The sequence below is a fragment of the Rhodococcus sp. NPDC078407 genome, assembly GCF_044542515.1.
Lineage (GTDB): Bacteria > Actinomycetota > Actinomycetes > Mycobacteriales > Mycobacteriaceae > Rhodococcoides.
In genome coordinates, this window is sequence record NZ_JBITUQ010000044.1 from 1 (window position 1) to 16,317 (window position 16,317).

The following is a 16,317-nucleotide window of genomic DNA, read 5'->3' on the forward strand; positions in this document are numbered from 1 at the left end:
TGAAAGACCTGCGTTTGCGGGACATGAGGACATCCTTCCAGCGGAACCATTGATCCCGCTATCTCGGTGTCCACCATCCGGGGGGAACCTCATTCCTGCTCCAGAACGGTGAAGCAGGGTGGGGCACCGATCGCGCTCTCCACATGCCCCTTCAATCCATGACCATGGACATCGGTGAGCCTGCCGACGATGCTCCGCCCGGTCTGAGCGCAGGCTGGGGGTTCCTCACCCAGCCACCGCATGTTCCCCAAGCCCCCGAAGGCTTCCGAAATATCTTCTGCTGGGACGATCCAGCCCTGTTCATCCGCGTCCTGATGGCGTTCACGGACCTACTACGGATGGAACGATCCAACCTGACGACCAGCGACGAAACTGTTCTGTCCAAACGCACCCACAGCCGAGGGCGCAGGGTGGAAACCGTCGTACGCCATCTGAGCTACCGGGGATCTGCCACTCCTGCCGAAACGATTGGACAGGAAGGGCGACTCAAGAATCGACACATCGTCCGCGGTCACTGGCACACCTACCGCTACGGACCGGACCGACATGAACGTCGACGCCGCTGGGTGGAGGCCCACATCAAGGGTCCCGACGGCGCACCGCTCATCGTGCGACGACGGGTAAACATAGTGCCTCCACCCCCTTCGACAGGCTCGGCAATCTAGCCAAAACAACTCGATCACGACAGTTCTGGTGCAACCCAAGCCACGACGTCGCTTCGACCGCTATCTTGCGTTTCGCAATCTGATTGTTGAGTCACCTACGCACACAGGGACGAGATCACGAGAAAGAGCACACCAACAGGTGCGAGACTCATGGAGACCTGCACCAGGCGATGCTTCGTCCACGCAATTTTGCTCATCTCGACCAGCTGCTTAGAGAGCACCGGTAGTAGGTCCGACGTCTCCAGGTGATTTTGTACCGCAGCGGCGTCTAGGTGCCTTAGATGACCGAAGTAGACGAAATTTCCACGCGCTTCGGACTGGAGTCCTCCCCTGCGTAATCGAGGTCGAACAACCAGGACAACGCACAGCACGCTCAACGCAAGCGTGAAGACGCCCAGGACGTACCAGACGACCGAGGCCCCAGCAAGATCATGGAAGACGCGGCCATCGCCGGATAACGCCACTACCCCTCCGAGTAGCGCCGACTCGATTGTCAGCGCGAACGAAGCTTTGGTATCCACCTTGCCGGTCCAATCGACCAGTGCGGCATGGATCTTCCAAGCTGTTTCGATCGGATCAGCGCTCATGAATAGGATCGCCACCACGTGGACGTGTAGACGTTCTCGATACGTGAACCGATCTTGGTATAGCCCTTGTGTTGCCACATATCGCGGACAACGCCGTCCTTCTTTTCAGAATTTTCGCTACGAAGATTTTTCTCACTGAGCAGCTCATAGACATCATCGGTGATGATGGTTGCGCCACCATCTTTGTAGTCGCTCAGCTTTGCGGCGGTGTTGGGCGCGTGGCCGATACTCACCAGGTCGTTGTGATCGCGCACTCCGCCCCTCACTACGTGCGCGAACCCAATATCGATACCGGTTCGGTGACGCAACTTCCAGTCGTTCTCCAAGAACTCGTTCCAGTACGGCTCGTACAGGGTGAGCGCATCATGGGCGAGCACCGAAATTGCCCAGTTGATTCTCAGACCCGCGTCCACCGCGTCGTTGGCGGCATCGTCACCCTTGAACATTGCCATCACTCGGTCCCCGTCGAAACTCCGAATTTCACCACCTCGGTCTCTGATCACTCGGCATACGGTTGTAAGAAATACACGCAGTATGCGAGCACCTTCGTCGTACTCGAAGCGGCTCGGAATGCTGGAAGAGTCCGCCATGTCGGTGTACAGGTACGCGACATCGGAAAGCGCAACGTAGTCGTGCGGCCCTATCGAGCTGCTTGTAGGGATCACACGGCCATCACGAATCTTGAATGGCGTATTGATGAGGCTGTCGACTTGGGTCTCTAGGTCCGATTTGAAGCTCAACGCGGGTCCTCCGTCTCGTACCGGCCGCTGTCCTGCGGGCGGTCTTACCGTCCGTCCCTTGAGTCTCGTTCCCTCTTAGGTTTCTTGGGCTGAACCCGGCGAGGTTGTTCGCTGGTACGCGGTTTGCTTGGCGTATTTGCCGACGGTGGTGGGGCCATCACTTGCGCCACGCGCTGGGCGGATTCTGCGTCCGTGAGCTCGTCAACGGTGTACGCCGCCCGTGTTGCATCTACTTCGGCCGCCGTGCCTTCGCGGTAGACATCCGCAGCCGAAGGGAGCTCGATGCCTTCGAGTCGGGTGTGTACCTCACTGAGTCTTTCCCGGGTGACGATCTCGAGGTCGTGTGCGTACTCGGCGTTACCGGCCGCGCGTGACGCGGCCGCGATGGCCTCGGTTGCTTTCATCAATTGCCGCAGCAGCAGGATGTATCCGGTGGTGGCGTCGAGACCTGGTTTGCACGCCATGACGATCAAAGCCGCTCCGCCGGCCGACACCACCCCGGCCGGCTTTGCGGCGCGTTGGTGTGCGGGCAATTGCGCCGCGCGTGCGAGCTGCTTGGATGCATGTGCGAGTGGTCCGGGACGATTCTCGACCTTCGCCGACCATGCTGCGAACACCCCAGAGGTCCGGCCTGCCGCACGTGCCCATTGCGCTCGATCGGTGACCGGAATGCTCGTGAGGTACTCGTTCCACCGTTCGAGGTCTTCCGCTGCTCGCGCGAGCAGTTTCGGATCGGCCACGACAGCTTCCGGTCCGCTCCGCTTGGCGGGCTTCCCTGCTTTGGCTGCAGTCCATTCGTCGACGGCGTTCGCCGATTCTTCGGTGGTGGTGTCCCATTCGCTGCGCAGGCGCGGCAGCGTCAGGTCTTTCGACAGCTTTCCTCCGCCATACCAAACAGCGGCGACCGGGCCCTCGCCTTGATTGGGTCGCAACGCCACCGAGTAGCCCTCGACAGTGTCGGTGGTTCCCTTGGTGAATCGTGGCCGCACCAGCACCCCACTGCCCCGTAGTCGACGCACGAATTCTGCTTCGGTCTTCGAGGCGGTAGCTGCGGCTCGCACTCGGCGCTCCAACACATCTCGACCGGTCTCCGGCAGGTGCGCTCGGTCAGCACGGCCCTGCTCGGCGGGCTTGGATCCGCGGCCGCCGAGTTGCTGTTCGCGGGACTGCAGAACATCGAGACCGTACCGGTGTTCGAGGGTGTTGCACGCGGCCTGCGCCCGCTTCCGGTCGTTGAACGTGTTGACCTTCGTACCGTCCTCGCGGACAGCGGATGCCGCGATGTGAATGTGGTCGCCGCCGGCCTTGGTCTTGCCGTGCCGGATCGCCACCCAGCGAGCCGGGGCCCGTGGTGAGTCCGCGTCGTCGAAGTCCATTTCCTTCATGAAGTCGGCCGCGATCGTCGCCCACTTCTCGTCCGACAGCTCACCCTCCTCTGGCTTGAGCGAGAGCGAGCAGTGCCACACGTTCTGATCCGATGTGGCGTCGGCCAACGCCACCGATCGCGGGACACCGTCGTCGATGGCAGCGTTCATCTTGCGTCGACTGGTCACCGACACCTCGGTACCGAACACCACACGCGCAGTGTCCAGTTCTCCCGCTAAGGCGATGGCGTCCTCGTGCGACATCTCGCCCGCCGGGGCCGCGAACACGATGCTTTCGTGTCCGGCGACGACGTGCGGGTTCTCGTGCTCGTTCGACTTACCCGGACCGGCGAGATACACCACCAGCCCGGTCATCTTCGCGCCCCGAGTGATGTTCGGTATCAACGTCCCACCAGATCGCGCGGCAACCGGTTCACCCGATCGAAGACCTGCCGCACCGCCGCGATCGCTGCCATGGTTTCCGGTGGCACCTCGCCCGTCGCGTTCGCCACTTTCGCGAGCTGGTTTAGGTTCCGTCCGAGAGCTGCGATGAGCTTCGTCGCCGCGAACAACTCCGTCAGATCCTCACGCGAGACCGTCGAGCGTGGGGCCTTGAGAGCGGAGTCGATCAACAGCCGGGCCACCGTCACGCCCTGGACGCGGGCAGCGGCTTGGACCGCCAGCTCCTGTTCGGCGGTCAGCTTCACCACGTGCCGGTACTCACGGCCGCCGACGACGTTCGACTGACGGGTGCGCAGCCACCCCGCTTTGCGTTCTGCCATCACCCGCTCCTCCCATTTGCACCTCACTTCGGCCCAGCGCAGCGACCCCAGACCTGGGGACCACGCGATCAGCGTGTCAGATTTCCGTCAGGAAATCCACACTTAGGGCACCTAAGTTATAGCTTGCTCCGCCGGGGCACGTTGGTGGCTCGCGGAGCCTGCGTAGTGGGTCACCAGAAAAGACGCTCAGGACGAGCGCCGCGAGTTCGGAATCCGCGCGCCACAGGTGCGCGGCCGGCGGTTGTCCCCGGTTGTGGATTTCGGACCCGATTGTGGGTGCCCGAGATCGAGCGGAGCGGCCTGGGAACTCTCGGACATCCACATGAGGACCACGTCCGATCCACAGTTGGGGGCAACCGCCGCTACCGCTGTCAGCTGTCCCGCAAGATGTAGACATGACCCTGTTTTCGCCGGCACAGAAGTTGTCTACGTTTCTGGAAAATCGACTCAAGGCAGCGCTGCAAGAGGCGCACTCTGCGGACATGTCGACAGCGACGGTTGAAGCCCTCGCCGAAAACATCATCGAGCAGTACCGGGTGGAACCGTTGGAGGTGCACCGAGACAAATTGACGCAACTTGCCGCTTCCAACGACACCGTAGTGATGGGTCGGCGAGCCTTCCCTGTTCGCTACCGCCTGCCCTGCACCGGAACACCGGAACTCTGGAGCAAGGAACCCTCTAACAGCTATCTGAACCCGGATTTCCTGTTCACCACGAAGATGGGCGGCGACGACCATCTGATCATCACAATGCAGCTCCCTGCCCTCAATCTCGCCACCGACATCTACGACGACAAGGAACGACTTCTCGCCCTGCAGGCAGAACAGCAGAAGAGTGTCCAGGACACCCGAGACGCCCACATCGAACAGCTGCAAAAGATGGTGAATTGGAGCGGAAATCAAACCAACACATGGAACGATTCACTCTCGATTCAGATACGCCGCACTCTGAAGGAGCGCGCGATGGTCGCCGACGAGGCCAAGCGCTTTGCTGCCAGTTCCGATGTCCCGGTCTTCCGTGTGGACGAGGCGGAACAGGTGCCGCTACAACCCGGCATCGTCCGCCGCAAACTACGTCCCGAAGCATCGGCCACCGAAGCGACGCTAGCTACCGAGATCTACGAAGACATCGTGCAGACCATCGAACAGATGACGCGCGCGATGGAACGCACCCCTACAGCGGCTCGGCTCGGCGAAGAAGAGATCCGAGACCTGATCTTGTTCGTCCTCAACGCCAACTATCGTGGCGCAGCAGCTGGTGAAGTCTTCAATGGAAACGGCAAGACCGACATCCTCCTACGCTGGAACGACCAGAACGCATTCATAGGTGAATGCAAGTTCTGGGAAGGCCCGGCGCGCTTTCGTAGAGCGATCGATCAGCTACACGGGTATGTCACGTGGCGAGACACCAAAGCTGCGCTCATTCTGTTCGTCAAGGCCGGGAAACCAACAGACATCATCGACAAGGCCGCGGGCGAGCTGCGCAAACATCGGACATTCGTTGATGAAGCCCCGCACACCAACGGAACACGGCGCGACTTCGTCCTCAGCGCAGCCGACGACGACGCGAAACACATAGATGTTGCCTTGGTCGTCGTCATACTTCCGGCACGCTGAGTAGAAGCGGGCAAGTGAGATCTCGTTACCGACCTGAACGTCTGACTATTCGGAGCGTCTGATGCGGGTCGAACCTTCTGGTAAGCAATGCCTATGTCGATCACCACGGAACTGCAGCGCCGCACACTGCGGTTCGTAATCGCCGCAAATCGTGGCGGATGTCAACCGACGGCCAAAGAAGTTCGAGAGTGGATCGACCGGCCAGACCCTCGCCCCGGCAAGCCTGGAAAAATGATCAGGCCCGCTATACCGGCGAAGCCGGGAGTCCCGTCCCCCCTCATGCAGTCTCTCTCCGCATCCTTCGAGACTCCAATAATGAGTTTCCTGAAAGAGACCCAGAGAAACTACGTCGTTCTTGGCTTCGACTTCGGCCGCGATTTTCGAGCGGCCACAGGCATTGCCTCGATGTCCGGAGGAAGTGCACCCACACCGGCGATCCCAGCCAAGTACGCCCCTGACGGCCCACCAGAGCATGTCGCCAAACAGTTGCTGCGATTCGGTTGGATGCAAAAGGGCAGCAACAAGGGACTTACCGTCACACCTCTCGGTCGGGCGCTGTCAACTCCGATGAGAGTGAGGAGGCCGACGTCGACGAGTCTGGCGGCCTTCTGCTGGAAGGTCGCAACCCAATTGCGTGGGGAAAGCTGGTTGGCAGTATCGCCGAGCTCGAAGAGGTCTACATCGTCGATCCCTATTTGCATGCCGAGCACCTGGCGCAGCTCGTCGAGCACGCGGACGTGAATCGGGTTCTCACGCCTGTGGTTCCGAACGCAACCGCACATGTGACGTGCTCGGCATCGACGTGCATGATCGAAGCCGACTTCCTCGAGAAGGTCGGCTTCGAGGTGGTTGCACCCCACCACAGGTTTCCGAGGCTGCGACTCGAACTCGATCGAGACCACGGCTGGAAGCAGGACGTGGAATCCGCCCTGGAGCAATTGCTCATCGCGGCCAGCATCTCGGTGGTCGACATCGAGCAGAAGTCGACGGTCGGTGCCCGCTGACACGCGATGCGGTCAGGGACGATCGGCGGCGGCCAGTTCCTCGGCGAGCAGTTCGGCGAACGTGAAGGTTCCCGTCGGCTGATCGTCCTGACCCAGTAGGTATAGGCGCTTGACGGAGATCAGAATTGCTTCGGCGATGATGTCGCGGTATCGGGGGTCGGACAGTACCTCGACGTCGGACTCGTTGGTGAGGTAGCCGACGTCGATCTGAATGGTCGGCATGTTGGTCAGGCGCAACAGATCCCAGGTTCGACCGTGGCTGCGGCAGTCCAGAAGCGGTGTGCGAGCGACAATTTCGCGCTGCACATAGCTGGTGAGAACCTGACCGATCATGGACGTGGAACCGTGCGAGTTACCGAAGTGGAAACTGGCGACGCCATTGGCGACCGGACTGGTGCTCGACGCGCATCGCAGGGAGATCATCAGATCGGCGCCCCAGGCATTGGCGGTCTCTGCGCGGTCGGCCACGGAGGGATTGGTACCACGGGCGCGGGAGAGGAACGTATCCATTCCCGTCGCGGCCATGCGGCCCTCGAGGCGGCTGGCCAAGTCCCACAGAATCTCCGATTCGGAGACTCGACCCAGTGGGCCGTCGACGATGCGCCCGGTGTCGGCACCACCCAGATCGGGATCGATGACGATGCGCTTGCCGGTCAACTGCGGTCCGGACTTACGGACGAGCTCTTCTTCGCTCATGGCATGAGGTGATCCGCCGGTGACACGGGTGCCGAGGAGGTCGAGCGAACGCAACGTGGCCGGGCCGCAGATACCGTCCGGCGAAAGACCGATCTCACGCTGGAACGAAGACAGGCCTTCGTGGGTTCGAGGACCGAAGAAGCCATCGACGCGTTCGCTGTAAAACCCCAGGTCCTGCAGACGTGTCTGCAGAGTGGCGACGTCGTCTCCGTAGAGCGGGGCGGACAGCTGGTAGATCAAGGTGCGGGCACCGAGGTGGTACGACGCCTCCTTGAGAGCGCGATACGTGGCCGGCCCGACGACACCGTCCACCAACAGACCGCGATGCTGTTGAAAGGCGCGCACCGCACCGCCGAGAGCTGCATCGAAGACCGAGCCCGGAGCAGTCCAGTGTCCGTCGTCCATCGGACCGGGAGGAACTACGGCCTCATGGAGAAAACCCAGAGCCGAGAGAGTGCCGCGGACCTCGGCGACGGCGGGTCCGGAATCGCCGTGACTGAGTTCCTGCATCCTCGAAAGCCTCCAGATCGTTCTGACAACACCTACCACTGGACGTGGACGATGTGCCGACGCTCAGCGCCGGCACATCAGATGATTGTCGCAGAAAGACTGCCTTCCGCTGCAATCCACACGATTCGGAGGTGAATCAGATAACGCCTTCGAGGTCTTTGAGCAGCGCGGCCTTGCCCTTGGCACCGACGATCTGCTTGACCGGCTTGCCACCCTGGAACAGGATGAGCGTCGGAATCGACATGACCTTGAAGTCGCGGGCGGCCTGAGGGTTGGCGTCGATGTCGAGCTTGGCGATCGTGAGCTTGTCCTTGTGCTCGGCGGCGATCTCTTCCAGAACCGGAGCGACCATCTTGCACGGGCCGCACCAGGTGGCCCAGAAATCGACGAGGACGGGCTTCTCGCTCGTCAGCACGTCGTCGGCGAACGACGCGTCGGTGATGGTGACTGTGCTCTTGTCGTCGGACATTTCTACCGGCCCCAACATGAGCAAGGGCGCATTGGCTGAGCTGAAGGTCCTACTTGCCACACCCGGAAATGAAGGTCTTTTCAATCCGCCAAGCACCTCGAGGGATGTTGCACGACCGATGCATCGTCGACCCGCTGTCTGTGCGAATGCTCGGGGCGAGCATGAATGGGGTCGGAGGAGCCGCAACGACGGTCGTCCTCCCACTACCTGACGAACACGGTGCGTATTTCAGGCAGCGCGCCGAAGAATGGTGGGCAGGCTCGGAGGACCTACGCGCGTCACTGGCAACCTAGGTGCGCCAGAACTGACCCCTCACATTCACCACCTTTGTCAAAGGTGCATTGGGGTGCATCTGTCGGAGCGATTCGATAGCGTAGCCCTCGGATATCGGACGGCGTGTGGGCCGCCCGAGACCGCGTTGTCAATCAGCGCCGCGCAGTCTATGGGCGCGCGCTGCACGCCGTCTCCGGAAGGTTCCACACATGTCGCTCGCCCCTCTCAACCCCGACACCGTTCGCGCCGCCGCACAGGCCGCCCTCGAAACCCGTCTCGGTCTGATCGATGCCATCGTCGCCGCGCAGAACGAACGCGCTACCGCCGCGACGAAAGTCGCCGAAGCGCAAGCCGCCGAACGCGCGGCGGCCGCCGCCGAGCTGGCCGCGATCAAAGCCGCACTCGACGGCGGCTGGTCCGCACCCGAGCTCCGCAAGGCCGGACTGAAAGTCCCCACCTCCGCCGTCTCCGGCAAGAAGACCGCCACCAAGACAACGCCCCGGCCCCCTCGCCTTCAACCATCGTCGACGGCGGCGAAAACCGAGCCCGACGCAGCCGAGTCGACCGGCACTGAGGCTGAGCAGAAGTCGCCGGGTGAGAGCTACGCGAACGCGAGCTGACCGATGACATACCCGCTCGGCTCGACCTGGGTACCGGTGTTCGTCATGTCGTCGCTGCAGGAGCAGCCGGGCTACGCCTGGCTATAGCTGATGGCTGCGAACCGATGAACCGAACCACCACCGACTTGTCTGCGGCCGCTGCGGTGTGCGTCCTCGCTGCACCCGCGCTCGTCGCGTCACGTAACCGATTCCTTGCCCGGACCTACCGAAGGCAGACCTTCATGGACACCACAGATCCCCGCTCGCTCCCGCCGGCCACAGATCCGCACTTGGCCGCGCCCTCGACTCGTACGTTGATCGAGGTCGAGATCTCCACCCTCGACCAACACGGCGACCCTGGGTTCGTACACACCCGCGGGCACTTCCACTCCCCTTCCACCGCGGCCCGGTTCGCGGTGAGCCAAGCGGAAACCGTCGCGGACCTCCGACAGGTCGATACCGTCGCCGCGACGTTCATCCACACCGTCGACGACTCGCTCTGCCTCATCGGGACACCCGGCGAGATAGCGTGCGCTCTCGCCTCGATCCCGGTCTACGCGCCGGGTGTCCGCTCGGCGGAACTACCGCCACCGGGCTATGTCACCACCTCGATCGGGGTCTGGACCGCCACACCGATCGAGCCGCTTCCCGGCGTCGACCCGGCCGACCTGATCGACGTCACGGTGCGCTCGACTCGGCCCGATCCGTTGCCGGACTCGACCACGGTGGCCGGCGACTTCCCTGCCCACGCGGCGCACATCTTCGCCGCCGCTCTCGCCCGCGAGATCACGATGCGCAGCGGCGGCCACAGCGAGGCGACCGTGAAGACGGTGCCAGGGCAACGGCGGCTCGTCGTCGAACACCCGGTGGAGGTCGACGACGCCGACGCCGCGGCTGTCGCCCGCTACACCCGGATCACGCAACTGCGGGCGAACATCGCTGCCCTCGATCCGGTGGCCGACGCCGAATGCGCGGTCGGCCTCACTGCCGAGCTCCACATACTGGAAAGCCATACCCGCCGGTCGTTCGACGACGAATCGGACGCAGTGGCGTGATCGACGTCGGGTGGTATCTCAGCCTCGTCGGGCACCGCACGGCCACCGAGATCCCCGGGGTTATCGAGCGCCTCCAGGCGTGCGGGATCACTGCGGAGATCCTCGACAAGGTTCTCTGCGCGCCGGAATCGCTGCTGTACGCACCCGAACGCGACGGCGAGGACTGGGCGCAGGACTACGGCGGGCCGATCGGTGCCGCACTGCTCACCTCCGAGCTGCTCGCCTACCTTTCCCATCAGCACCGCCTCGCCGCGCTGATCCATCGGGATCTGGTCACCGAGATGGTGGCCACCGACTCCGTGGCCACCATCGCCGGCCATCTCGGGACCACCGAAGCCGCGGTGTCCCGAATGTTTCTCGTCCCTCCCACGTCTCCGGCCACCGGCGACGCACCGACCGAAGGACCCACACCATGAGCACACCCGACTCCCCCGCCCTGTCCGACCTCGACGCCGTGGAGCTCGACATCCTCGCCGAACTGCGCTCACCGGAAGCGGTAGCCACGTTCGAAATGCTGCACAGCACCGTCCGCCCAGAGGCCGGGCCGCGGTTCGTCGAGCTGCTGGCGATCATCAACGAGCTCTCGGGCCCGAACTTCGCCGTCGACGCATCACTCGATCTGCTCGACGCGGTGCAAGATTCGGGTGACCTCGAGGTGGTCGTCGCGGCCGCCCCCACCGTCGACGATCCGATCACCGCGCTCGCTCTCGCACAGGTCTTGCGGAGGATCCGCGAGGACTGACAGCCACACCACTCCGATCGCGAGAAACAGCGGGTTCTAGTGCTGGGGCCAGCCGCGAACGAGCTTGTCGGTGCTCGCGTGCACGGCGTTGAACGCGGCGACGAGGTACGTCAGCCACGACGCTGCGGTCTCCGGATTCGGAACCAGCGTCGACGGGACGGCGTTCTGTTCGTCGTCGGAGAGTTCGTTGAAGTCGCTCGGGTAGTCGGTGGTGTCGCCGTCGACGATGTTCGGTGCGCCGTCGATCTCGTAGGTGATCACGAAGTGGAGCTCGTGCCGGTTCGGGGCGGTGAACTCGGCCGACAGGGCAAGCTCGCCCCACAGTCGCCGGTCGTAGGTGACGGCACCGGAGTTGATCGCGGCCTGCAGCAACCAGTGCGGCGTCCACAGTGCTTGCGGGGTACCGGGTTCGGGCCACTCGAAGTCGTCGTCGAGGACGTCGGCTTTGGCGATGTCGAGGGTGAGCAGCGGCGCGGCCGGCGCAGGGGTTCCGTCGGCTCCGTGTGCGGTGGGTGCGGTCATGGCCGGTGCCTCCAGGCTGTCGGTGTGGGTGTGGGTGACGATGAGGACGCCGAGGTCGGTTCCGATGTTCGCACTGTCCCCGAGAGCGTCGAGCAGTCGTTCGGCCAGAGTTGCGGCGTCAGCGGCGCGGTAGGTGCCCAGGGTGCTCCACGTCGCGGCGTCGTACGAGGTTTCCGATGCCGAGCACACCTGCACGGTCAGCGCACCGCTGCCGGTCGGGACGTGCTCGAGGCCGCCGGAGGCGTCGACGACTGCAGCGATCTGGTCTCGAACGTGCGCGGGCAGGCCTGCGCCGAGAGTGGCGGCGGGCGTGGTGGGCTCGTTCATGCCGTCTGACGCTACGTGTGGCGTCTGTTCGGCGTTTTCACCTGTCGTTGTCACTGTCCTCGTCTTTCGGTTGTGGCCCGCAGAGCACCGTAGTGCCATCCGCCCGTCGTCCGCGTACACGGACCACCCCGCCCGATGGTCAGGATGTGGAGGGTTGCCGAAAAGCGTTGAGTCGGTTGAACGCTGCGCGTTGCGTGGTGCCGAGTTCGACCATGTAGTCGAACAGGTCGGCTTCGGGTGCTTCTTCGGCGGCCTGGGTCAGTCGTTGGCCGGCGATGTGGAAGCTGCGTCGGTAGGACTGGGATAGGACGTTGTCGGCGTAGTGCACGGCGGCGACGGAGTGTGCGCCGGCGGTGACGATGCCCATGAGGCGTTTGCGTAGCGGGGCGTCTTTGGCTCCGTCTGCTCCGGATCGGATGAGTGCGCCGGTGACGGAGGCGAAGTCGTGGGGTTGGCCGGCGGCGATGAGGTCGACGATGTGGCCGTACATGCGTGCGTGTGCTGGATCTTCGAAGTCTGCTGCGGTGAGTGTGCTGGTGATCCGTTCGATGTCGGCTCCGTCGGTGCTCTGGTTGCGCACGTCCATCAGGGCGCACAGGAGCATTGCTTCGGGGTCGGTGGCCGGGTCGTAGTTGGGTTCGACGGACGTGTCGAGGTCCGCGACGGGTGCGAGGTCCGCGCGTGCCTGCGCTGCGGCGTCGTCGCCGGGTGTGGGGACTGCGCGTAGTGCGTTCATCGTGGGCCTCGTGTTCGTGTCGGGTCGGACGTCGTACCGGTGGAACGTTGCTACCGGCTGTGGTGCATTGCGTCAGTGGTCAGGATGCAGCTTTGTCGATGTCACTGCACTCGGTCTCGGCCAGGTTGGACTGACGTGATGTGGGGTGTTCTGCGGTGAGTTCGGCGTCGATCTGGCGGTCGATGTAGTCGGAGTCGGGGGTGTAGGCGGGCACGAGTCGCATGGCGGGGCCTCTTCTGTGTTTGTGGGTTTGCGGGTTTCAGGCGGCGGCGAGCTTGTCCAGGGCGTCGATCCGGAACCCTGACCAGTGGGTGTCCTCGTCGACGACGACCACGGGTGCCTGGAGGTAGCCGAGTTCGCAGGTGACGAAGTGGCGGGCGGTGTCGTCTTCTGTGATGTCGACTGTCCGGTAGTCGAGGCCGTGCTTGTCGAGTCGTTGTTTCGTTGCGTCGCATTGGCTGCAATTCGGTTTCGTGTACACGGTGATCGGCATAGTTTTCTCCTTACGGGAATTACTGCTGTTGGCTTCTATTCTACGTCAATAACGGCATTGAATCCAGACCATGAGTACTCCAAATATATTTCAATTATGTTGCTGCACTTCGCCTTATCGTTTTCTGAGCAATCCCTGATGCATCCATTTTCGGCATTCCGGAACAGTTACGAATTCCTCTGATTGGGCCTGCCTTACTGCGTTCTTTTCGCTTCCGGGTGGCGCGAAAAAGAGACGGCGGTGCACGGTGTCGACGGTCAATGCCTGGCCGGTGCGAGTGTTCGCCGGGGAGCGCAGCGAGTGCGGGTCGGGTGAACAGTCGTGCTGGGCCCTGTGGGCCGGAGCGTGAGCGGAGTCAGGGGTTGATCCGGAAGAGCGGCGGGTGACGCATTCTCGTTGCGCAGCCAGACGGATCGAAAAGAATCTCTTCCCTTTGTGTGTGGTGGCGCGGAGCTCGTGCCTGGTGGCTGGTGTTCGTGCTGGTCGGTAGGGTTCTGGGGTATGGAGCGCTCGCGGGTCGAACATGCCTTGTGCAAAGCTGTGGTGAACGCGTCGCTGCCGCCGTCGGATCTGGCGCTCAATGCGATCGTGGCCGGCGTTCCGGTTGAGGACACCCGTCCCACCGCCGCCGACGTCGATATGGCGTGGCCGGCCGATCCGACGTCCCTCTGAGCGCTCTCTCGCTCTTCACTTCTCCCTGCTTTGCTGCCGGCCGCCCGGCCCACGTTGGTGTCGACGCTGGTGGGCGTGTGTCGGTGTGAGGGCTCGATGCCCGATGCACCGGCCCCGCGCCCGCGCCCTGACTGCCGAGCGTGGCCACCTCGAGCCGGTGGCCACGCTCGGCTGCGGTGTCAGGTGTAGCTCTGGACTGCGCCGATGTGGTCGGCAACGTAGTCGGGGGTGATGACCCTGCCGATTCCTTGGACCTGCGTCGGTTCCATTCCGGCTGCGAGTGCGGCGGACAGTAGACCGGCCAGTCTCGGGAGGGTGAGGTCGGCGCGGTGGGCGGTGCGTTCGGCGGCCTCGAGGGCCGCGCGCGCTGCTGCGCCGTCGCCGGTGCAGTACAGGAAGTAGGCAGCGATGCTGAGGGCGTTGGCTCGGGCGGTGCCGCGTAGCGGGGCCGCGATGCGGGTGAACGCGTCGGCTGCGTCGGCGTCGCCGTGGATGGACAGGGCCATGAAGGCGTCTCGGACTTCGGCGTGGCCGGTGGCCAGCGCGAGGCCGACGCGGGCGGTGAGGTCGGCGTTGGGGATTTCGCGGGCGTGGATGACGGCGGCGAGCTCGTCGAAGGTGACGGGCAGGAAGTCGGCGCCCATTGTGGCGGCGGCGGTGAGTGCGAGGGCTTCGGGGATCTCGGCGGTGGGGGCGTATCGGGCCTCGATGTCGGCGCGTGATGCGGCGATGACGGCTCCGTCTGCGGTGCGGGCGGTCGCGAGTTCGGTGGTGGCGGGGTCGGGGATGGTGCCGTCGGTGAAGCGGTCGAGGTCGGTGAAGGTGGTTCCTTTGGTGAGGCTGTAGGTGTGTAGGGCGCGGATGGTGCGGATTCCGGCGGCGGCGAGCGCGTCGCGGATGGCGTCGAGTCCGAGCAGGGCTGCGCCTGCGTGGGTGGTGTCTGCGATGGCGGCGAGGATGACGGCGGTGACCGGTCGCCCGTCGACGGTGTGCCGGGACAGTGGGGTCGCGACGTTGTGCGCTCCGGCTTCGGCCTGGTCGGCGTCGATGCGGGCGGTGGTTGCGACCAGGTGTGAGCCGTTGCCGTCGTCGGCCAGGGCGATGGTGACGACGGAGTTGTCGGGGGTGTGGCCGAGCAGGGCGGGGATGGCGGCGAGGGTGTCGGCGGCGGTGGTGAGGGACATGCGGTGTTGGGTCATGGTGATGCCTTTCGGGAGTGTGTGTACGGGTTGGGTTGGGGTGGAGCGGTTTTCAGTGTCGGAGTTCGCGGCGGGCGGTGCGGCGGTCGCGGCGTGCGCTGGCGCGTTTGACGGTGCGGCGGACTTTGCGGCTGCCGTTGCGGTGGACGATGATGTCGATTTCGTCGGCGGTGGTGGGGTGCTGTGCTCGCATGGTGACCTGTCCCTCTCGACTGGTGGCCGGACCTTCGCCCTGCCGAATTTCTTTCGCCGTGGTGGCTGGGGAGAGAAACCAGCGCACGGGAACGACGGGGCAACCCCGCGGCCGGACAGTTTTCGTGGGAGCGCAGCGACTGCTCGACGAAAAGTGTTCGGAGCCTTCGGCCGTAGCGCAGCGGAGCGAGGGGTTGAGGCGGCGGGCACGGGTGATGGATGCTCGCCAGAAGCCACCTACGCCCGAAAGAAATTTGATTCTTTTCGCTCTTTTGAGTGCGGAGCGCAGCGGAGTTCGGTTCGGTGCAGCCCGTAGGGGTGCGTGTGGCCCGCTAGGGCCTGCCTGTGAACGTGGCCGGCTTCGGATGGTGGGACGCAGAACGCCGCCGGAGCTGGTGCTCTACGGCGGCGCGGTGTGGGGTACGGCTGTGAAGGTGATTGTGCGGGAGCGACGGAGCGTGACCGGGCTCGGTGTCGCGGCAGCTTTCGCTTTTCTGTCTGTGGTTGTTCGTCTCGTGGGGCGTGTGGTGGTGCCCCGCCACCTGATTGTGGCGGGGCATTGCGGGTTGGTGGGTTAGAAGCCGAACGATCCGGTGGGGAGGCAGACCGATCCGGTGCAGCCGGGTTCCGGTATGTCCGGAGTGTCAGGTGTGGGGACGATCAGTGTGGACGGCTGGCGGTATCCCTCGGCATCACCCAATCCGACAGCATTTTCCGTCCCGTCGTAACTCGAAAAGCCCTCCGGGGGGAAGAGAGTGCATGCCCATTCGACTGTGTATTCGCCGTCGGGCACGTCGGTATCGACAACTGTCTTCGTAATTTCCCGCGGGCTGTTTGTGCTCGCATTGAGAACGTACGTACCGTCATACGGGTCGTACATGGCGCATCTGGTTGGGTAATTGCTGTTGGTAGCAGTGAAGGTGCCGGTGACGGTGTTGCTGCCGTCTGGGTTGGGTGTGGTGGTGAAGACGGCAGTGATGTGAATCACCCTAGGTTCTGTGCCGCCTCCAGTTGGGGCTGATCCTCGGTGGTGAGGTCAGCGTAGTGGAGCGTTTCGTATTCGACCGGGGGCAT

20 protein-coding genes and 1 pseudogene are annotated in these 16,317 nt (G+C 63.7%); 8 read left to right on the forward strand and 13 right to left on the reverse strand.

The annotated features are described in order from the left end of the window. The first annotated feature begins 143 nt into the window (after nucleotides 1–143). Nucleotides 144–665: a hypothetical protein gene (locus ACIGGF_RS24915; RefSeq protein WP_347873389.1), complete on the forward strand. Its 522-nt coding sequence runs from the start codon at nucleotides 144–146 to the stop codon at nucleotides 663–665. Nucleotides 666–760: 95 nt separating this feature from the next. Here the strand turns inward: ACIGGF_RS24915 and ACIGGF_RS24920 are convergent, their stop codons facing one another. From ACIGGF_RS24920 to ACIGGF_RS24935, 4 genes are read right to left on the reverse strand one after another with little or no spacing between them, the layout of a single operon-like run. Next, complete coding sequence (locus tag ACIGGF_RS24920; protein WP_176457858.1) at nucleotides 761–1,252, reverse strand: Pycsar system effector family protein; 492 nt, start codon at nucleotides 1,250–1,252, stop codon at nucleotides 761–763. Then, a complete protein-coding gene (locus tag ACIGGF_RS24925) occupies nucleotides 1,249–1,992 on the reverse strand; it encodes an adenylate/guanylate cyclase domain-containing protein (protein WP_141215092.1) in 744 nt (247 codons plus the stop codon). The genes ACIGGF_RS24920 and ACIGGF_RS24925 overlap by 4 nt, the downstream gene beginning before the upstream one ends. A 44-nt stretch (nucleotides 1,993–2,036) precedes the next feature. Beyond that, the gene (locus ACIGGF_RS24930; protein ID WP_206511061.1) at nucleotides 2,037–3,731 is read right to left on the reverse strand and encodes a relaxase/mobilization nuclease domain-containing protein; all 1,695 of its coding nucleotides are present in this window, start codon (nucleotides 3,729–3,731) and stop codon (nucleotides 2,037–2,039) included. Nucleotides 3,732–3,757: 26 nt separating this feature from the next. After that, nucleotides 3,758–4,138 carry a plasmid mobilization protein gene (locus ACIGGF_RS24935; RefSeq protein ID WP_094662918.1) on the reverse strand — a complete coding sequence of 127 codons (381 nt, stop codon included), beginning with the start codon at nucleotides 4,136–4,138 and terminating at the stop codon, nucleotides 3,758–3,760. Between the two features lie 395 nt (nucleotides 4,139–4,533). On the opposite strand from ACIGGF_RS24935, the gene ACIGGF_RS24940 reads away from it, so the two are divergent. After that, nucleotides 4,534–5,754: a hypothetical protein gene (locus tag ACIGGF_RS24940; protein WP_206511060.1), complete on the forward strand. Its 1,221-nt coding sequence runs from the start codon at nucleotides 4,534–4,536 to the stop codon at nucleotides 5,752–5,754. A 761-nt stretch (nucleotides 5,755–6,515) separates the two neighbouring features. After that, nucleotides 6,516–6,758: pseudogene (locus ACIGGF_RS24945) on the forward strand (GNAT family N-acetyltransferase); the annotation flags it as partial. A 12-nt stretch (nucleotides 6,759–6,770) separates the two neighbouring features. Here ACIGGF_RS24945 and ACIGGF_RS24950 read toward each other — a convergent pair. Both ACIGGF_RS24950 and trxA read right to left on the reverse strand, forming a co-directional pair. Then, nucleotides 6,771–7,964: an N-acetylmuramoyl-L-alanine amidase gene (locus tag ACIGGF_RS24950; RefSeq protein ID WP_206511059.1), complete on the reverse strand. Its 1,194-nt coding sequence runs from the start codon at nucleotides 7,962–7,964 to the stop codon at nucleotides 6,771–6,773. Between the two features lie 136 nt (nucleotides 7,965–8,100). Beyond that, nucleotides 8,101–8,433 carry a thioredoxin gene (gene trxA / locus ACIGGF_RS24955; protein ID WP_037152116.1) on the reverse strand — a complete coding sequence of 111 codons (333 nt, stop codon included), beginning with the start codon at nucleotides 8,431–8,433 and terminating at the stop codon, nucleotides 8,101–8,103. 482 nt (nucleotides 8,434–8,915) lie between these two features. On the opposite strand from trxA, the gene ACIGGF_RS24960 reads away from it, so the two are divergent. The 4 genes from ACIGGF_RS24960 (at nucleotide 8,916) to ACIGGF_RS24975 (ending at nucleotide 11,102) form a co-directional block, all read left to right on the forward strand. Beyond that, nucleotides 8,916–9,326 carry a hypothetical protein gene (locus ACIGGF_RS24960; protein ID WP_206511058.1) on the forward strand — a complete coding sequence of 137 codons (411 nt, stop codon included), beginning with the start codon at nucleotides 8,916–8,918 and terminating at the stop codon, nucleotides 9,324–9,326. A gap of 104 nt (nucleotides 9,327–9,430) precedes the next feature. Beyond that, complete coding sequence (locus ACIGGF_RS24965; RefSeq protein WP_241260216.1) at nucleotides 9,431–10,360, forward strand: methyltransferase; 930 nt, start codon at nucleotides 9,431–9,433, stop codon at nucleotides 10,358–10,360. Beyond that, nucleotides 10,357–10,776, forward strand: coding sequence for a hypothetical protein (locus ACIGGF_RS24970; protein WP_206511057.1), 420 nt, complete (start codon nucleotides 10,357–10,359; stop codon nucleotides 10,774–10,776). The genes ACIGGF_RS24965 and ACIGGF_RS24970 overlap by 4 nt, the downstream gene beginning before the upstream one ends. Further along, nucleotides 10,773–11,102, forward strand: a complete 330-nt coding sequence (locus ACIGGF_RS24975) for a hypothetical protein (protein WP_206511056.1) — start codon at nucleotides 10,773–10,775, stop codon at nucleotides 11,100–11,102. Before ACIGGF_RS24970 ends, ACIGGF_RS24975 begins: the two co-directional genes overlap by 4 nt. A 36-nt stretch (nucleotides 11,103–11,138) precedes the next feature. Here the strand turns inward: ACIGGF_RS24975 and ACIGGF_RS24980 are convergent, their stop codons facing one another. The 4 genes from ACIGGF_RS24980 to nrdH all read right to left on the reverse strand — a co-directional run bounded on the left by ACIGGF_RS24980 (nucleotide 11,139) and on the right by nrdH (nucleotide 13,180). Beyond that, the gene (locus ACIGGF_RS24980; protein ID WP_206511055.1) at nucleotides 11,139–11,951 is read right to left on the reverse strand and encodes a hypothetical protein; all 813 of its coding nucleotides are present in this window, start codon (nucleotides 11,949–11,951) and stop codon (nucleotides 11,139–11,141) included. Between the two features lie 139 nt (nucleotides 11,952–12,090). After that, nucleotides 12,091–12,687 (reverse strand): DnaB-like helicase N-terminal domain-containing protein, encoded by a 597-nt coding sequence (locus ACIGGF_RS24985; RefSeq protein WP_341442275.1) that lies wholly within the window; start codon nucleotides 12,685–12,687, stop codon nucleotides 12,091–12,093. Nucleotides 12,688–12,766: 79 nt separating this feature from the next. After that, entirely contained in the window at nucleotides 12,767–12,910 is a 144-nt protein-coding gene (locus ACIGGF_RS24990) for a hypothetical protein (protein ID WP_155289416.1), read from the reverse strand. A 36-nt stretch (nucleotides 12,911–12,946) separates the two neighbouring features. Further along, entirely contained in the window at nucleotides 12,947–13,180 is a 234-nt protein-coding gene (gene nrdH / locus ACIGGF_RS24995; RefSeq protein WP_032364215.1) for a glutaredoxin-like protein NrdH, read from the reverse strand. Between the two features lie 501 nt (nucleotides 13,181–13,681). Here nrdH and ACIGGF_RS25000 point away from each other — a divergent pair. Beyond that, a complete protein-coding gene (locus ACIGGF_RS25000) occupies nucleotides 13,682–13,852 on the forward strand; it encodes a hypothetical protein (RefSeq protein WP_341442276.1) in 171 nt (56 codons plus the stop codon). Between the two features lie 179 nt (nucleotides 13,853–14,031). Here the strand turns inward: ACIGGF_RS25000 and ACIGGF_RS25005 are convergent, their stop codons facing one another. From ACIGGF_RS25005 to ACIGGF_RS25015, 3 genes are all read right to left on the reverse strand, one after another. Beyond that, nucleotides 14,032–15,051 carry a DUF4192 domain-containing protein gene (locus ACIGGF_RS25005; protein WP_347873390.1) on the reverse strand — a complete coding sequence of 340 codons (1,020 nt, stop codon included), beginning with the start codon at nucleotides 15,049–15,051 and terminating at the stop codon, nucleotides 14,032–14,034. Between the two features lie 52 nt (nucleotides 15,052–15,103). After that, nucleotides 15,104–15,244 carry a hypothetical protein gene (locus tag ACIGGF_RS25010; protein ID WP_155289314.1) on the reverse strand — a complete coding sequence of 47 codons (141 nt, stop codon included), beginning with the start codon at nucleotides 15,242–15,244 and terminating at the stop codon, nucleotides 15,104–15,106. Between the two features lie 573 nt (nucleotides 15,245–15,817). Continuing rightward, entirely contained in the window at nucleotides 15,818–16,231 is a 414-nt protein-coding gene (locus tag ACIGGF_RS25015; RefSeq protein ID WP_397523739.1) for a hypothetical protein, read from the reverse strand. Nucleotides 16,232–16,317: the final 86 nt, after the last annotated feature.

What these genes read in the sequence shown, in the direction of transcription:
- ACIGGF_RS24915 (WP_347873389.1), top strand. Translation starts at nt 144, where the DNA reads ATGCCCCTTCAATCCATGACCATGGACATCGGTGAGCCTGCCGACGAT.
- ACIGGF_RS24920 (WP_176457858.1), bottom strand. Translation starts at nt 1,252, where the DNA reads ATGAGCGCTGATCCGATCGAAACAGCTTGGAAGATCCATGCCGCACTG.
- ACIGGF_RS24930 (WP_206511061.1), bottom strand. Translation starts at nt 3,731, where the DNA reads ATGACCGGGCTGGTGGTGTATCTCGCCGGTCCGGGTAAGTCGAACGAG.
- ACIGGF_RS24935 (WP_094662918.1), bottom strand. Translation starts at nt 4,138, where the DNA reads ATGGCAGAACGCAAAGCGGGGTGGCTGCGCACCCGTCAGTCGAACGTC.
- ACIGGF_RS24940 (WP_206511060.1), top strand. Translation starts at nt 4,534, where the DNA reads ATGACCCTGTTTTCGCCGGCACAGAAGTTGTCTACGTTTCTGGAAAAT.
- ACIGGF_RS24950 (WP_206511059.1), bottom strand. Translation starts at nt 7,964, where the DNA reads ATGCAGGAACTCAGTCACGGCGATTCCGGACCCGCCGTCGCCGAGGTC.
- trxA (WP_037152116.1), bottom strand. Translation starts at nt 8,433, where the DNA reads ATGTCCGACGACAAGAGCACAGTCACCATCACCGACGCGTCGTTCGCC.
- ACIGGF_RS24960 (WP_206511058.1), top strand. Translation starts at nt 8,916, where the DNA reads ATGTCGCTCGCCCCTCTCAACCCCGACACCGTTCGCGCCGCCGCACAG.
- ACIGGF_RS24965 (WP_241260216.1), top strand. Translation starts at nt 9,431, where the DNA reads ATGAACCGAACCACCACCGACTTGTCTGCGGCCGCTGCGGTGTGCGTC.
- ACIGGF_RS24975 (WP_206511056.1), top strand. Translation starts at nt 10,773, where the DNA reads ATGAGCACACCCGACTCCCCCGCCCTGTCCGACCTCGACGCCGTGGAG.
- ACIGGF_RS24980 (WP_206511055.1), bottom strand. Translation starts at nt 11,951, where the DNA reads ATGAACGAGCCCACCACGCCCGCCGCCACTCTCGGCGCAGGCCTGCCC.
- ACIGGF_RS24985 (WP_341442275.1), bottom strand. Translation starts at nt 12,687, where the DNA reads ATGAACGCACTACGCGCAGTCCCCACACCCGGCGACGACGCCGCAGCG.
- ACIGGF_RS24990 (WP_155289416.1), bottom strand. Translation starts at nt 12,910, where the DNA reads ATGCGACTCGTGCCCGCCTACACCCCCGACTCCGACTACATCGACCGC.
- nrdH (WP_032364215.1), bottom strand. Translation starts at nt 13,180, where the DNA reads ATGCCGATCACCGTGTACACGAAACCGAATTGCAGCCAATGCGACGCA.
- ACIGGF_RS25000 (WP_341442276.1), top strand. Translation starts at nt 13,682, where the DNA reads ATGGAGCGCTCGCGGGTCGAACATGCCTTGTGCAAAGCTGTGGTGAAC.
- ACIGGF_RS25005 (WP_347873390.1), bottom strand. Translation starts at nt 15,051, where the DNA reads ATGACCCAACACCGCATGTCCCTCACCACCGCCGCCGACACCCTCGCC.
- ACIGGF_RS25010 (WP_155289314.1), bottom strand. Translation starts at nt 15,244, where the DNA reads ATGCGAGCACAGCACCCCACCACCGCCGACGAAATCGACATCATCGTC.